Source organism: Acetonema longum DSM 6540 (assembly GCF_000219125.1).
Lineage (GTDB): Bacteria > Bacillota > Negativicutes > Sporomusales > Acetonemataceae > Acetonema > Acetonema longum.
Map to the genome: position 1 here is coordinate 1 of NZ_AFGF01000053.1, position 14666 is coordinate 14666.

General features: G+C 51.2%; 14 protein-coding genes. 4 read left to right on the forward strand and 10 right to left on the reverse strand.

All coding sequences use genetic code 11. From position 1 onward, the window contains the following. Nucleotides 1-90: 90 nt before the first annotated feature. The 5 genes from ALO_RS06640 to tilS all read right to left on the reverse strand — a co-directional run bounded on the left by ALO_RS06640 (nt 91) and on the right by tilS (nt 5466). Complete coding sequence (locus tag ALO_RS06640; RefSeq protein WP_004094068.1) at nt 91-759, reverse strand: apurinic/apyrimidinic endonuclease family protein; 669 nt, start codon at nt 757-759, stop codon at nt 91-93. 69 nt (nt 760-828) lie between these two features. Continuing rightward, entirely contained in the window at nt 829-1242 is a 414-nt protein-coding gene (locus tag ALO_RS06645; RefSeq protein ID WP_004094071.1) for a thioesterase family protein, read from the reverse strand. Continuing rightward, nucleotides 1221-3194 carry an ATP-dependent zinc metalloprotease FtsH gene (gene ftsH, locus ALO_RS06650; protein WP_004094073.1) on the reverse strand — a complete coding sequence of 658 codons (1974 nt, stop codon included), beginning with the start codon at nt 3192-3194 and terminating at the stop codon, nt 1221-1223. Before ftsH ends, ALO_RS06645 begins: the two co-directional genes overlap by 22 nt. A 254-nt stretch (nt 3195-3448) precedes the next feature. Next, nucleotides 3449-3988, reverse strand: coding sequence for a hypoxanthine phosphoribosyltransferase (gene hpt / locus ALO_RS06655; RefSeq protein ID WP_040292916.1), 540 nt, complete (start codon nt 3986-3988; stop codon nt 3449-3451). 2 nt (nt 3989-3990) lie between these two features. After that, entirely contained in the window at nt 3991-5466 is a 1476-nt protein-coding gene (gene tilS, locus ALO_RS06660) for a tRNA lysidine(34) synthetase TilS (RefSeq protein WP_169313132.1), read from the reverse strand. Between the two features lie 163 nt (nt 5467-5629). On the opposite strand from tilS, the gene ALO_RS06665 reads away from it, so the two are divergent. After that, nucleotides 5630-6121 (forward strand): GNAT family N-acetyltransferase, encoded by a 492-nt coding sequence (locus ALO_RS06665; protein ID WP_004094078.1) that lies wholly within the window; start codon nt 5630-5632, stop codon nt 6119-6121. Nucleotides 6122-6177: 56 nt separating this feature from the next. Here ALO_RS06665 and spoIIE read toward each other — a convergent pair whose 3' ends face one another. The 5 genes from spoIIE to yabP all read right to left on the reverse strand — a co-directional run bounded on the left by spoIIE (nt 6178) and on the right by yabP (nt 10529). Continuing rightward, on the reverse strand, nt 6178-8619 hold the full coding sequence (gene spoIIE, locus ALO_RS06670) for a stage II sporulation protein E (protein WP_004094085.1): 2442 nt from the start codon (nt 8617-8619) through the stop codon (nt 6178-6180). Between the two features lie 257 nt (nt 8620-8876). Next, complete coding sequence (locus tag ALO_RS06675; protein ID WP_004094086.1) at nt 8877-9278, reverse strand: S1 RNA-binding domain-containing protein; 402 nt, start codon at nt 9276-9278, stop codon at nt 8877-8879. A 113-nt stretch (nt 9279-9391) separates the two neighbouring features. Then, nucleotides 9392-9670 (reverse strand): FtsB family cell division protein, encoded by a 279-nt coding sequence (locus ALO_RS06680; protein WP_004094089.1) that lies wholly within the window; start codon nt 9668-9670, stop codon nt 9392-9394. A gap of 115 nt (nt 9671-9785) precedes the next feature. Beyond that, nucleotides 9786-10241: a spore cortex biosynthesis protein YabQ gene (gene yabQ, locus ALO_RS06685; RefSeq protein ID WP_004094091.1), complete on the reverse strand. Its 456-nt coding sequence runs from the start codon at nt 10239-10241 to the stop codon at nt 9786-9788. Continuing rightward, the gene (yabP, locus tag ALO_RS06690; RefSeq protein ID WP_004094093.1) at nt 10242-10529 is read right to left on the reverse strand and encodes a sporulation protein YabP; all 288 of its coding nucleotides are present in this window, start codon (nt 10527-10529) and stop codon (nt 10242-10244) included. It abuts the gene before it with no gap. 128 nt (nt 10530-10657) lie between these two features. Here yabP and ALO_RS06695 point away from each other — a divergent pair, with 128 nt between their 5' ends. Genes ALO_RS06695 through ALO_RS06705 form a run of 3 tightly spaced genes read left to right on the forward strand, consistent with a single transcriptional unit; the run spans nt 10658 to nt 14664 of the window. After that, complete coding sequence (locus ALO_RS06695) at nt 10658-12307, forward strand: spore germination protein (RefSeq protein ID WP_004094095.1); 1650 nt, start codon at nt 10658-10660, stop codon at nt 12305-12307. Continuing rightward, nucleotides 12300-13430 (forward strand): GerAB/ArcD/ProY family transporter, encoded by a 1131-nt coding sequence (locus ALO_RS06700; protein ID WP_004094097.1) that lies wholly within the window; start codon nt 12300-12302, stop codon nt 13428-13430. The genes ALO_RS06695 and ALO_RS06700 overlap by 8 nt, the downstream gene beginning before the upstream one ends. Then, nucleotides 13405-14664 (forward strand): Ger(x)C family spore germination protein, encoded by a 1260-nt coding sequence (locus ALO_RS06705; RefSeq protein WP_004094098.1) that lies wholly within the window; start codon nt 13405-13407, stop codon nt 14662-14664. The genes ALO_RS06700 and ALO_RS06705 overlap by 26 nt, the downstream gene beginning before the upstream one ends. Nucleotides 14665-14666 lie beyond the last annotated feature (2 nt).

Below are 14666 nucleotides of genomic sequence, written 5' to 3' on the forward strand. Positions count from 1 at the left end.
GATGCCGTACTAGTGAGAAAAGGAATGTTTTCTGAATGAGCCCGCCCACAGGGGGCTGAAGTGACGCAGATGAACCCTTTTCAACGGCCTCTACCGCATCCAGGGACGGCAGAACTCTACCAATGCATCAAATTCTTCCTGGGTCTGATGCTTTACATTGGCTTCCGACACCACCAGACCGCTATAGCCTGCTCTGACCAGCAAATCGAGAATCCTTCCGTTTTGCTCCGGCGCATGATGAATCGGGGTATGCCAGCGCTCCGAGCCGGCAGTGTAGCCTGTAAGATGCACATGAGCCGTCTGCCGCATCAGAGGCGTAGCGCCGCCGGAAGGAAACCCGCCATGCTGCATCTGGTAGTGTTCAAAGTCCAGGCAGCGAGATATGCCAAACCGCCGGATATACTTTTCGGCCTCGTGAATGTCAGACATATTCTCCAGGCAGAGCTTTACCGGCAGCTTATCAAATGCCTGAATCAGTTCCGGCCATTCATCATCCCAATAGATATTATGAAACACCACCGTTTCAGGCTTCACTGCCTGTACAAACTCAGCCAGCGCTGTCGGAGCATAGCCGGATGTAGGTGCATGCACAGCATAGCGGAAAGGAAATTTGGCGCAAAGGGCGCCGGCAGAATCGGCTTGCCGGATGATCGCATCATCAGTATACAATTCGACCCCTTTCAATCCGGCCCGTTCCACCATGGCCAGCATTTTTTCTTCCGGTGAGCACTTAGCAGCGATTGTAAATTGTACACTCATTCGTATCATATCCTTTCCCATCGCTTCATATAAAAATTCGGCAGGAAGTATCCTGCCGAATCATCTTCATTATTTTTTGCCTTTTGCCGCAATCTTATTGAAAAACGGTTCGGTTTGGATGATATACCGCTCATGCTGTCCCTGGCCGACTTTTTCCAGGTCGTCGTAAGCCTCCACCGCAAACACCAGTTTTTTTCCGGTAATTTCGGTAAGAGTGGCCACAGCCCTAACCGACATGCCTACCGGGGTTGCAGCCAGATGGCTGATATCCAGTCTGGTCCCCACAGTGCCTTGTCCGGGCTGCAATGCTTGGCTCACCGCCGCGATGGCGGCCTGTTCCATGAGAGCCGCCAGCATCGGAGTGGCATATACGGGGGCGCCGGCATTGCCAAATCGCTCAGCAGTCAATTCGGAAGTGACTTTGCTTTCCGCTTCGCCGCGTAAACCCACGCTTAGTGGTTTTACCGTTTGTTCCTGCCCCATAATGTACCATCCTCCTGTCGGCTGACATAGACGATCTTGGGCGTAGAGCCGCTGTGATCCGGATTGGTGTTAGGCGGTACCTGTTCGTCTGCCGTGTCTTCAACTTTCGGCTCCTCGTTGGCATTCGCTGTAGAGTCGTTCTCCGGCACAGGTTTGTCGGTAATTTTACCTTCTTTGAGAAGTTGGTCAAGCTGTCCGGCTTCCAGTGTTTCCCGCACTAAAAGCGCTTCAGCAATCAAATGCAGTTTATCCACATTGGTTTTAAGCATTTCTTCGGTTTGATTATAGGCTTCCTCGATGAAGCGGCGGACTTCCTTATCGATGGAGTAGGCCACCTCTTCACTGTAGTTCCGGTCCCGGGAAATATCCCGTCCCAGGAATACCTGTTCCTGCCTTTTGCCGAAGGTAATAGGGCCGATGGTATCACTCATCCCGTACTCGGTAATCATCTTGCGCACCAGTTCAGTAGCCCGTTCCAGGTCATTTTGAGCGCCAGTGGAGATTTCACCGAGGATCAGGGCTTCGGCCACCCGGCCGCCTAACAGGGTTTTCAACTGATCCAGGAGTTCGGACCGAGTAGCGTAATAGCGGTCTTCTTTCGGCAGCATCAAGGTATAGCCGCCGGCGCGCCCCCGGGGAATGATAGACACTTTATGCACTGGGTCAGTGTGGGTCAGCATCATGCCCACCAGAGCGTGGCCGGCCTCATGATAAGCAGTGAGTTTCTTTTCCTTGTCGCTGATAACCTTGCTTTTGCGTTCCGGACCGGCAACAACCCGTTCCACTGATTCTTCCAGCTCGCTCATCTCGATGCGTTTCTTATTGCGCCTTGCCGTTAAGAGCGCCGCCTCATTCACCAGGTTGCTCAGATCGGCGCCGGTAAAACCGGGAGTCCGGCGAGCCAGCACATCCAGATTGACTTCTTTCGCCAAGGGCTTGCCTTTGGCATGAACTTTCAGGATTTCCAGACGACCTTTCACATCCGGCCGGTCTACGGTAATCTGCCGGTCAAAACGACCGGGCCGGAGCAAGGCCGGATCTAAAATATCCGGACGGTTGGTGGCGGCAATGATGATAATCCCTTCATTGACCCCAAAGCCGTCCATTTCAACTAACAATTGATTCAGAGTCTGCTCCCGTTCGTCATGGCCGCCGCCGAGACCGGCACCGCGCTGCCGGCCAACTGCATCAATCTCATCAATAAACACAATGCAAGGAGCATTTTTCTTGGCCTGCTCGAACAGGTCCCGCACTCTGGAAGCACCGACCCCGACGAACATTTCCACAAAATCCGAGCCGCTGATGCTAAAAAACGGTACGCCGGCTTCGCCGGCCACTGCCCGCGCCAGCAGCGTCTTGCCTGTACCCGGAGGTCCAAACAGCAGCACGCCCTTGGGAATGCGGGCACCAAGATCATTAAACTTCTTGGGATGCTTTAAGAATTCGACGACTTCCACCAGTTCTTCTTTAGCCTCGTCACAACCAGCCACATCGGAAAAAGTGACTTTGACTTTATCCTCGCCGTGAAGTTTGGCCCGGGATTTACCGAAGGACATCACTCGGTTGCCGCCCCCCTGGGTTTGCTGCATAATAAAAAACCAAACACCAATCAGGAGAAGAATCGGCAGAATCGACGAGAGAGCGGTCGTCCACCAAGGTGGCTGAGGCGGCCGTTTCGCCTTGATCTCAACGTTTTTCGCCCGCAGCGTGCTAATCAGGGTTGGGTCATCGGGAACGATTAGCTCAAACGCCTGTCCGTCTTTGGGTTTTCCCTCAATTTTATTCTCTTCGATGGTAACCCGCTCCACTTTCTGATCTTCCACCAGCTGCAGAAACTGGGTATAGCTAAGTTCTTGCGTTGGCGCAGTACGTGAGGAATAAGACTCAATTATCCAAAGGGCGATAAGGATAATTAACAAATAGAAACTCACGTTGCGAAAAAATTTATTCAATCAGGGTGCCCTCCTCTCGCTGGACCGACCAGGGACATCTGTAAGATTGCTGCAAAAAGTCCATCTGCGCTGCTGCTCCTGCGGTCACTTGCTTGTGCAGCAAATTCCGGCTTTAGGAACTGCCGCGCCGTAATGAAGCGTCGGCCAGCATCTGGCTATGATATCCACAGGATAACATTATAGCATAGAAACGACAGTCATGACAAGAATCGCGTAAGTCTAGTATCTGACCGATACTACAATATATGCGCCGATTACTTTTGATAAGCTGCCGGTTTTAAAATTCCGATATAGGGAAGATTACGGTATTTTTCGTCAAAATCAAGTCCATAGCCCACAACAAAATAATCCGGGATGGTAAAGCCGTTATAATCCACATGAACAGTTGCCTTACGGCGGCTGGGCTTATTCAGCAGAGTGCAGAGTTTCAGGCTGGCCGGATTGCGCGCTTTTAAGTTGTCTACCAAATAATTCAGAGTCAGCCCGGAGTCAATAATATCTTCGACAATTAAAACATGCCTGCCGTTCAGATCCTCATCCAGGTCCTTTAAGATGCGGACAACCCCGCTGGAGGATGTAGAGGCGCCATAGCTGGAAACAGCCATAAAGTCAATAGCCACCGGCACTTGAACGGCCCTGGCCAAATCCGACATAAAAATAACAGCTCCCCGCAGCACTCCAACCATCAGTATCTCTTTGCCGGCATAGTCGATCGTGATTTCCTCTCCCAGTTCCTTCACTCGCTCTGCCAATTGCCCGGCGTCAATCAGTACTTCTTTAATATCATCGATCATATTCATTGTCTTTCGTCATCCTCCTGTGCATCGTGTAAACTAATATGCAAAAACTCGCGGGTTGCGGCTGTAATTTTTCCGTATTCTGAAGTGCGCATCCCCCCCAGCCAAAAAATCCGGCCGGTAGCATCATAAAAAACCGGCGCCCGGTCTCTCTTGTTGCTTGGAATTTTGGCATCAATAAGAAAATCCTTTACTTTTTTGCTGCCGGACATTCCAAGAGGAGTAAAACGATCTCCCGGCAGGCGGGTCCGGATATATACCGGTAAGGTCAACGCCTGTAGATCAAATACTGCCGTGTTCATTCGATCTGTTTTCGGAACTGCCGGTTCTTCCCGGTGAAGCTCGCTGCAAACTGTGAGTCCCAACTGTGATACTGACGTCATTCCCGGCACCTTGATGGCAATACCGATTGTCAATCCCGGCTTTGTTGAATCCTGCCCGACATAGCCGAAGCCAACCTGCCGGTAATCCTTTTTGACACGTAAACCTCCTGGCAGGATATAGTTCGTCCCCACCTGCCAGCAATCGACCATCTGAATCAGTACTTCCACATGATCGAAGGAGATTCCTGTCAAACCGCGTTTTTTTTCCAGGATGAGCCTGATTACCTGTCGCTTTAAAGCCGGATGAAGGTCATGAAAACGGTTGATGTCCAAAAGCAGCACATCGTCCTCTTCCTGCACCAGGTGAGGCCAAAGGCCTTCGGCCTGTTTGCGGATGAAATCCGATTCACCGGCCAAAATCTCAGCGCTGCGGCAGATCTGCCGCGCTACATCCGCCTGCATCAAATCCGTCAGTTGCGGCATAATACTCAGCCGAATCCGGTTGCGCCGGTAATCAGTCTTTAAATTGGAACTGTCGGTACGCCAGAAAAGTTGACGGCTTCGGCAGTATTCTTCAATCCGGCAGCGGTTGGCGGCCAGCAGCGGACGGATAATTCCTGCCGCCAGAGGGCGTATTCCGCTCAGCCCCTGGCTGCCGGCTCCCCGCAATAAATGCATCAGTACCGTCTCGGCTTGGTCATCGGCATGATGACCGGTGGCGATTTTGGCGCCGCCCCACCGAGAAGCCACCTGATGCAAATAGCGGTAGCGCAGTTGACGGGCCGCATCCTCAGCCGACAAGCCGCTTGTCCTGATATATGCCGGTACATCAATCGCGGTCTGATAGCAGACCAGGCCGTATTCGCGGCAGATATCGGCTACAAAGCGGGCATCCGCCGCGGATTCCTCACCGCGGAACATGTGATCAACATGGGCTGCCGCCATCTCTATTGCCAATTCATCCCGCAGCCGGTGCAAGATATCCAGGAGGGCCAGCGAATCCGCTCCGCCTGAGCAGCCGACGATCACCCGGTCTCCCGGCTGCAGCAGGCTGTGCTGTTGAATATACTGGCGGACTTGTCCAAGCAAAACGTCGGCCTGGTGATTATTTCGCGGCATGCCTGCCCCTTGTTTCCCGTCTTGTTGCTTCACAGCCTGCGCCTCCTTTTTTCCGGAATATATTTCTCCTAACAGGAATCCGTTTCCTTCCTGCTCTTGTTTTCCCCTGTAGAATTCCCCATTTTCAGGGATCCATGATATAATAAATTTAATGTGAACTACAATATTTTGAAATAATGATGAAAGAGAGAATATCATGTCAGAAGTAATCGTCCGAAGCGTTCGCCCCGAAGATTTGGACCGGGTGACCGAAATCGAGGCAGCCTGTTTTCCTCCGGCTGAGGCTGCCTCAAAGCAATCATTCATAGCAAGGATCGCCGCTTTTCCCGAATCTTTCCTGGTAGCTGAAATAAACGGAACCCTGATTGGATTCATCAACGGCTGCGCCACCAATAATTCTGTGATCTATGATGAAATGTTTCACAGTACCCAGCATCATGTCCCGGACGCTAGAAACCTAAGCGTTTTCGGCCTGAATGTAATGCCGGAATACCGCAAACAGGGAATTGCAGCTCAGTTGATGCGCCATTTTATCCAGGCAGCCAGGGAGACAGGCCGTCAAAGCGTCATTCTAACCTGCAAAGACCGATTGGTGTATTACTATGAATCCTTTGGTTATGTAAATAACGGAATCTCGAAATCCACCCACGGCGGCGCTCAGTGGTTTGATATGACTCTGATTCTCTGATAGCCACTCATGAAAAATCCAACCTGCTTGCACATGAAGCAGGTTGGATTTTTGCATCAAAGGGAGTCTGTTTCCGGAACGCATTCCACCAGCTTGGCCACTAATACCGTCATGTCATCGGTCGCGTATTTGCCGTTGTATTCCAGAGCCTGACGCAGCAGAAGATCAGCGATTTCCTGGGGATTATCGCTGGCGGTCAGGCGCAGGAAATGGGCCACCCAGTCTTTCTTGTCGTTCTTGCGCCTGGCTGCGTCGGCCACGCCGTCGCTGACCATCACCATAATATCGCCCGGGGCCAGAATATATTTGACCAGCTCAATTTCCGTATGCTGCAGAATACCCATGGGGACAGCTGCCGCTTCGATGGTAAACACTTCCCGCACCCGCTTGACGAAACTGGCGGAACAGCCTACTTTTAAAAATTCGGTTTCCCCGGAGTACAGATCCACTACCGCCATATCCATAGTGGCGTAAGACTCCCCGGAAAGTCGCAGCAGCAGCATAGAGTTGACTGTCCTAACGGCTGTATCCACCTCAAAACCGGCGGTTAAGAGGCGCTCCACCATTTGAACGGCAGTGCGGCTTTCCCCTGCCGCCCTCTGGCCGCTCCCCATACCATCGCTCAGTATAAGAGCGACTTTTTCCTGACCGATGGCTGTAACACTATACGTATCACCGGACTCTGTCTCATGGCCTTTGGCCACGGAACTCATTCCCACTTCCACGGCAAAGCGGCATATCGTCCGCATGACCAGTTTACATTTTCGCTGCAACCCTTTGTTGCCGCATTCGCTTTCCACTGCCAGATTCATTCCCATCACCTGAGATACCAGAGGCTGCAATACATTGCGGCATTCCTGATTGCCGCTGCAAGGCTGCTTTGTTCCTTCCACCAGCAGGGACCCATAGCGGCCGCTCACTCGCACATTTTCCAGATTGCATTCGTGAATAGCTGCCTGTTCGGCGATCACCGCCGCCGCTGCCCGGTCATACTGAGGAGTACGCTGGATCGCAAAGGCCAGTTGGCCAATAATATCGCTGGTGGCTTTCATTTGTTCCGCCAGGATTCGCTTGTTTTCCAGCATCTTTTTCTGCCACACACTGCTGATCCGGTAAGGTTCAGTCACCATTAGAGCTGTTGTCAGCATCTGATTCTTCTGCCGGCAGACCTCCTGTAAATAATTCGGCAGGCGGCGCTCCTCAATCTTGGCACTCTGGGCCTCAGCTACCAAGTCCAGTATCGCCTGATAAGTCCGGTAAAAATTTTCTTCCCAGCAAATATCCCGCTGTACACAGTCTTTACAGACCTGATCACCGATAGAGGCAATAATCCGCCCCAATTCCTGTTCCGGCACCCTGGTTGCCGCCTGTTTGCGGTCAGAAACAAGGGATTCCGCCAATTCCTGAAACATACCGGCAATATTGCGCAACTTTTCGCCGCTTTGCTGTAACAGCTGGCCGGAAACCAGCTGAGGCACCGCCGGATTGGCAGCGGCAGCCTTGCCGCGCAGGGCCGTCCACCAATAAGACGGCAAGATGAGAAAAAACAGGGAAGCAACGGCAGCTTCGCCCATGCCGGTTAACAGACGATCCCCCTGATAAAAACCGGAAATCGCAATGAGACAACCGCCCAAATAACCCAAAGCCACGGCAATCTTGCCAAATACATTAAAAGTACCGGCCAGCAGTCCGGCTATAGAATACAAAGCTACAGCCATAGCCGCCGTCTGATCCATTAAGCCGATCACCATTCCCACCGCCGCGCCGATGGCCGTCCCGGTTCCTACTCCCCCCTGGAGGGCTAAGGCCATGATAAAGAAGCTGCCGGCGATATTGCGGATACTGTACTGATACACTTCCAAACTGCCGATACCGGCAATAGCGGCTGACAGCAAAATAATAGCACCTACCAGCTGTTCCTGGGTCACCTGCCGCCGATAGTGAGGCGACAGCACCGGAACCGTGTAGATAAAGATCATGGTCAGGACCGAACCGGCCAGGATGTTAAATAAGAACAGCAACAGGTGGTGCGGTAAAAGCTCTGACCAAAAAAACGCAATCAGAACGCCGGCGACAGAACTAAAAAAGAGCAGCAGCGGCATGATTCTCAGCCTTGGATATAGCCGGTTATAGGCATCGGTCAGGAAAAAGTACAGGATCATACAGGCGCAGTACAGTGTTGCCTCAATATAATAGCCGGCAGTCAAAGCCCCTGCCAATACCCACAAGCCAATCGCCGGACTGTGAGGACGGTACGTCCTGGCCATAGCCAGAAAATACGCCAGGCCAAAAGGCGCCAACTCATTCATGATCAAAACCCGTCCCAACAAAAACCCCAGCAGATTCATCAATACATAATCCCAATGAAATAAAGCCGCCAAAGAGCCGCGAATTCCCGCCGCCAGGCTTGTCCACACAGAGACATGATTTATGCCCGGCACCTCTGCTGCCTGAGGCAAGCTGATAACTGTTCCTTTTACCGTAGTTTCTATTGCCATTATCTCCACTCCCAGATTTAATCGCATCTTAATTTTACACAAAATTCCATATTAAAATTTGTCTAATTAGAGCAGTGGGATAGGCTTTGTTTTCTTTTGTTTTCTACAGTTTTTTACAGTCTTTCGTCAAAGCAAAACAAAACCACAGAAGCCGCGAGAGCCACTGTGGTCTTATCAAACAATGATTGCCGAAAACGAATATACAGTATAGGATTTTGTCGAACCAATACCACTATATCTTATAAATAAATGCTAAATCACTCAGCCTTGCGGGCAGAACCTCTACCACCGCGCTTGGACTCGGTATTACGCCGTAAATCCATCAATCGTTCGTCGCTGTCCTTTAAAAACTTATTTAACTTGTCTTCAAAGGATACAGTGTTGGGGCGACCCTGTCTTCTTGGCTCATTGGCAGGTGTTCTTGGAGCCTGAAGCTGCTTAATGGATAATCCAATCTTGCCACGATCGTCAATGGATAAAACCTTGACTTTGACTTTGTCCTGTTCTTTGAGAAAATCTTTGACGTCACGGACATACACGTCAGCAACCTCAGAAATATGGACCAGACCGACCTTACCTCCCGGCAGTTCTACAAAGGCGCCGAAGTTGGTGATACCTGTCACAACTCCCTCAACAACACTGCCAATTTCAATGGACATACTAATCAAAAATCCTCCTTAAAACTTTTCTTCGTGCATTCATATTATACTCTTGCGGGCAAAAACGTGTCAAGGAGCCGACCGTAAAAGGCCACTCCACGAATTTTAACCGGTTATTTTTCCATCGGAATATAGGGGATTTCACCCGGCTTTACCAACCCCAAGTCTTCCCTGGCTAACTTTTCAATATACTGCAGATTGGACAGCCTCGCTTTTTCTTCCTGCAGGGCCCGGTTCACCTGCCTGGCCTGTTCGAACTGCGCTTGGGCGACTTCAGCCGAGCGCTTGGCAATAAACAATTCGACTTGTTGTCCGATAATCAAATACGAAAAATAGGCGGCAAAGGCGACTAAAATCGCATTGAACCAATTAATTCTGTATTTTCGACGCATTTGCACTTTTATCACCAACTTACTCAAACTTACTGCACTATTGCAATGAAAGATATATTCGCCGATTCACAAAGATTTCCTCTTTGTTATAAATTTACTTATGAAGATTCACAGATTATGACTTAGACGGAGGTGGCCGCCGACTACGCCGCCAGCGCCTGGCGCCCCTATGCACCAGCCGGAAAGGATAGCCAACGAAATTGAAAATCCAAAATACCGGCCTGATTGCAAAATAGTAAATGATGGCGGTCACATACTGAAGAATTCGCCGGCATATCCTTCCGATGAATATCAAACCCCTTACCAGATATAAACTGAGAAAACGAAAATAAAGGAAGGCGCCGCTTGCCAAGCCTAAAAAAACATAAAGCCGCAATTCCCCCCAATTGCAATACAGCAGGGTAAAAAAGACGGCTGCGGTGGCAACCAGCCAGTACAGCAAATCACCGGCGGCGGTTAGTAGATTGCGCAGCCGGTGCGCCCTTTTCCCCACCCGGTAAAAGTCATACAGGATTCCCAGTCCTGCCCCGATGGCCACAGTCACCATAAAGGTATGCAGCTGCTCGTTCATTTACTTCAGCAACCTGCCCAGCAATCCTTTTTTTGATTTGCCTTCCTCTTCATAGGAAAGGCTTACCACATACCCTTCCACGATGATATGGCCATTATCAAGATTGAGTTGTTTAATGTTAAGGGACTCACCCCTGATTAAGAGGCCTCCCTGCTCGGTTTCCAGGATAATCTCATGATCGTCAAAGCTGCCCAAATTGACAACGCCGTCAATGGTCATCTCTTCCCGATCCACCATCACAATCTGATGCCGCCATTGCGGAGTTGGAGTTTTATCGCCTACCGGCATGTCTTTTCCCCCTGTAACAGTTATTTCAACTATCTATATGCAGAGGAAAGCAGGCTCAGAACCGGAATTTTTAAGGAAAAATCCAGTTATACTATTCAGGATAAAAGACGAAGGGAGGGATCCGTGGCATGAAGAATCCGTCGCGACCAAAACCGAAAAAGCTGTCAGCTGTATCCCGGCAGAACTCTTTTTTCCGACTGAGCGAACAACTGACTCTCCTGCGCCGCCTCACCCACCGTTCAGCCCTTCTCGGCGAAGAGCTGGCCCAACTGTCAGCCAAATTCCGCCGGTTAACCGCTGCCAAAGATCAGCCCTTCGCTTTCACAACAAATCTCAGCACCAATCAGCATTTGCTGGAAACTCTGCTGCGGGACAGCATGGACGTTCGCTATCGTCGTTTTGTGTCCGGCGGCCATAATGTGCTGCTGGTCTATTTAATGGGATTGATCCATTCAGAATTATTGGACGAAACTGTAATATTCCCGCTCATAACCTATAACGCCTCTCTCCCTCTCACCCCGGAAAGGGCTGTTTCCTCTGTCTTATCGGCCAATGCGGTCTCACTGCCGGAACAAGCCTCTGACGCCATTCAAATGATGATGTCCGGCAGCGTGCTGCTTTTCCTGGATGGGTACGCCGAATCCATCGCCATCCATATTCCCAAAAATGCAAAACGCGGCATTAACAGTTCGAAAATAGAAAGTGTAATCCTGGGACCTAGCGATGCCTTTAATGAGACCCTGACGGACAATATCGCCCTCATTCGCCGCCGTACCCGGGATACCAATGTAAAAGTCCGGCTGCTCCATCTGGGAGAACGCAGTCATACCTCCCTGGCCCTAGTATATTGCGCCAATCTGATTAAACCGGGCCTGCTGGAAGATGTGGAAAGCCGTCTGAAGGCCATTAAAATCGACCTTATCCTGTATTCCAACACCCTTGAAGAATACTTATCCTCCCGGACCTGGTCCCCTTTCCCCGAGGCCCAGGCAACTGAACGGCCGGATAATGTCGTGGCCTCCATCTATGAAGGAAGGCTGGCGATTTTGCTCGACAATACCCCGAATGCCTTAATTATTCCCACCACACTGCACTGCCATCTGCAAAGCGCTGATGACTATGCGGGTCCCGCCCTGGGGGCCAGTGTCATTCGTATTACCCGCTATGTCGCCGCCTTTATCGGGGTCTATCTGCCGGCTATCTATATTTCTCTGGTTTCCTATCATCCCGGCATGCTGCCTACCTCCCTGGCCATCTCCATTGCCGAGCTCAGAGTCCGCACGCCATTCCCCTCGTTTATCGAAGCCATCATCATGGAAGCCCTGCTGGAAATCCTCCAGGAAGCGATTACCCGTCTGCCGGAAAAATTAACCGGCGTGGTAGGCGTAGTAGGGGCTCTGGTCATCGGTACCACTGTGGTGGAAGCCGGATTAGTCAATCCTCTGCTGGTAGTGATCATTGCCACTACCGCCATTGCCTCTTTCGCTATGCCTTCCTATAAATTTTCCGTAGCCATTCGCCTCTTGCGGGTTCCGGTCCTGATATCCGGTGCTGTCTTAGGATTATACGGAGTCATGATATCTTTTCTGACTATCCTGGTTTTTATGTGCTCCATGCGTCCCTTCGGCGAATCCTATCTGGGAGGATTATTCGATATTTCCAGCATGGCAGACTGGAAAGACTTGCTGATTCGCGCTCCGGCGCCGCTCCGGACTTCCCGGGCCAGACGATTCGGTCCTCAGGATCCGGTCAGGGCAGGTGATCCGGGCGATGAATAAGAGCAATCTTCAGGTAAAAGATTCTATGTCAGTGCATCAATTTGCCCTGGTAATTTTCGAAATCATTCTGGGAGTGAACATCATCACACTGGCCAGGGACCTGGCCCAGGCCGCCGGCCAATGGGCCTGGCTCAGCGCACTGGCCGGCGGCGCCCTGTCTTTCGCCGCAGCGTATATGTTGCTGCGGTTGGGGAATCTGTTTCCTGGCGTAGAATTATACGAATATATGCCGCGCATTTGGGGAAAAACGGTTGGCAGACTTCTCAACTGGTTTTGGGTCTGCATGTTTGCTATAAAATTGAGCTTGATACTGCGTGTTTTCGCCAATGTCATTTCATTTACCATGTTTGATATGACCCCCCAGCCAGTCATCATAGCCAGCATGCTGGCTGTCTGCACCTATGGCGCTGTTCAATCCTGGGGGGTCATTCTGCGGATCACTCAGATTACAGTGATTGGCATTACCCCTTTTATGCTGACAGTCTGGTTTTCCTGCATGCTTAACTTTGAGTTGGATCGCATTTTGCCTTTGCAGCCGGAGAGTTGGGGGGCTGTAGCCCGTGGTGCTCTGGTGTCCCTGGATGCCTACTCTGGCTATGAACTTCTTCCGCTCCTGCTGCCAATGGTCAGGCAAGGCAAGGTGAAAGCCGAAACTGCTCTGGCAGTGACTTTTGCCGCTCTTACCGCTGTGTACGTCGCTTCCATGCTGATGACCATCGGCGTTTTAGCGGCGGAAACCACCCAATACCTGCAGTTTCCCGCTATTACTACTGTAAAGACAGTACGGCTTCCCGGATTGTTCCTGGAACGCCTGGAAACTTATCTGGTATTTTTCTGGATTCCCACGGTTTTTGGCACGGTGCTTCTAGTCTTATACGGCGCCGGAAAACTGGCCGGCAGGACCTTGTCCCATCAAAATCATCAGGCTTTTGTCTTATTTCTGATACCGCTCATCTTCGTAGGAACCACTCTTTTGGACGACCCGGATGTGTTTCGGACTTTCAATGCAATGTCCAACAGATTGGGCCAAGCTTATTCTTTCCTGATAGTGCCCCTTACCTTATTGTTGGCATCACTGCAAAGGAGGTGGTCAGCCGATGAAAAAAGCAGCACCCGGACCTAAAAGACCGGCCCGTAATTGTCCCTGGCAGACCAAAGCACTGGCCGCCCTGGCCGCCCTGGTTGTATTGCTATCTCTGATTAGCGGCGGCTGCTGGGACCTGCGGGAACTTCAAGACCGGCACTTTGTCCTGGCCATGGCCGTCGATCTGGCGGACGAAACGGGTCAGAGCGGCCATGAAAAGGGAATCAACCCGCTGGAAACCTACACCCAAACAGCAGGCGAAAGAAAATATCGTCTCAGCCTGCAGATCCTGAAATTCACCTCTTCCTCTGGAGGCCCCCAGAGAGGGGAAGAGTCCAAGACTTTCATAATATCCGATACCGGCGCTTCCATGTTTGATATGATTCGCGACATGTTGGGGCAAAGCAGCAAAGCCATCTACTTTGAACATATGCAAACAGTAATCTTCAGTGAGGCGGTGGTGCGTCAGGCTGGAATCAGACCTGTGTTTGATCTCCTGCTCCGGGACCCGGAAATGCGCTGGCGGATCAAAGTGTTTATCACTCCTGGCCAGGCCCGCTCTTTGCTGGAATTTACTCCTCCTACCGACGAAGCAGGGGGTATCTTTCTGGCCAATATCATGGAAAATCACTCTCGAACCTTTCATATCGCCGGCGCCGCCACTGACCTGGGCAATATCAGCCAGGCCCTGGACGCCGGGAACGTGGCCCTCATCCCCCGCATCGATCTGGCCGGCAAAGTGGTAAAGGTAGGTGGGCTAGCCCTCTTAAAAGCCGGCAAGTTCATCGGCTACCTGGATGAATATATGACCCGGGGCGTTAAATATGTACGGGGCACCAGCAAATCCGGACCTATTACCATTGATTGCCCGGAACACCCGGGCAATGTCTGGTCATTCGAGATGTCCGACCACCGGACTAAATTGGAACCCCATATGGTAAACGGTCAGATTTACTTTACCCTTAACATCACCATGCGGGGAACCTTGGCCGAATCCCTGCGTCTGGATGACCAAGACAAAAAATCGGGCAATCAGATGCAGTTGCCGAAAGTCGAGCAAACCGTGGCCAAGCAGATCGTAAAAAATATTCAGGATAGCCAAAAACTTCTACAGGATATGAACGCCGACGCTTTCAACTTGAAAACCAAGCTGAAAGCTCATAACCCCAAAGCCTGGGCCGCGGTCAAAGACCGCTGGGACGAGGTGTTCCCGACCATCCCTATCTATGTCTCGGCGGAGGTGATTATACGAGGCATAGGTGAGCACGAATAGAA

Bases quoted from the DNA above. Each gene is read 5' to 3' on its own strand.
- ALO_RS06665 (WP_004094078.1), top strand. From the start codon at position 5,630: ATGTCAGAAGTAATCGTCCGAAGCGTTCGCCCCGAAGATTTGGACCGG.
- spoIIE (WP_004094085.1), bottom strand. From the start codon at position 8,619: ATGGCAATAGAAACTACGGTAAAAGGAACAGTTATCAGCTTGCCTCAG.
- ALO_RS06680 (WP_004094089.1), bottom strand. From the start codon at position 9,670: ATGCGTCGAAAATACAGAATTAATTGGTTCAATGCGATTTTAGTCGCC.
- ALO_RS06700 (WP_004094097.1), top strand. From the start codon at position 12,300: ATGAATAAGAGCAATCTTCAGGTAAAAGATTCTATGTCAGTGCATCAA.
- yabP (WP_004094093.1), bottom strand. From the start codon at position 10,529: ATGCCGGTAGGCGATAAAACTCCAACTCCGCAATGGCGGCATCAGATT.
- yabQ (WP_004094091.1), bottom strand. From the start codon at position 10,241: ATGAACGAGCAGCTGCATACCTTTATGGTGACTGTGGCCATCGGGGCA.
- ALO_RS06675 (WP_004094086.1), bottom strand. From the start codon at position 9,278: ATGTCCATTGAAATTGGCAGTGTTGTTGAGGGAGTTGTGACAGGTATC.
- ALO_RS06645 (WP_004094071.1), bottom strand. From the start codon at position 1,242: ATGGGGCAGGAACAAACGGTAAAACCACTAAGCGTGGGTTTACGCGGC.
- ALO_RS06640 (WP_004094068.1), bottom strand. From the start codon at position 759: ATGAGTGTACAATTTACAATCGCTGCTAAGTGCTCACCGGAAGAAAAA.
- ALO_RS06705 (WP_004094098.1), top strand. From the start codon at position 13,405: ATGAAAAAAGCAGCACCCGGACCTAAAAGACCGGCCCGTAATTGTCCC.
- ALO_RS06695 (WP_004094095.1), top strand. From the start codon at position 10,658: ATGAAGAATCCGTCGCGACCAAAACCGAAAAAGCTGTCAGCTGTATCC.
- hpt (WP_040292916.1), bottom strand. From the start codon at position 3,988: ATGATCGATGATATTAAAGAAGTACTGATTGACGCCGGGCAATTGGCA.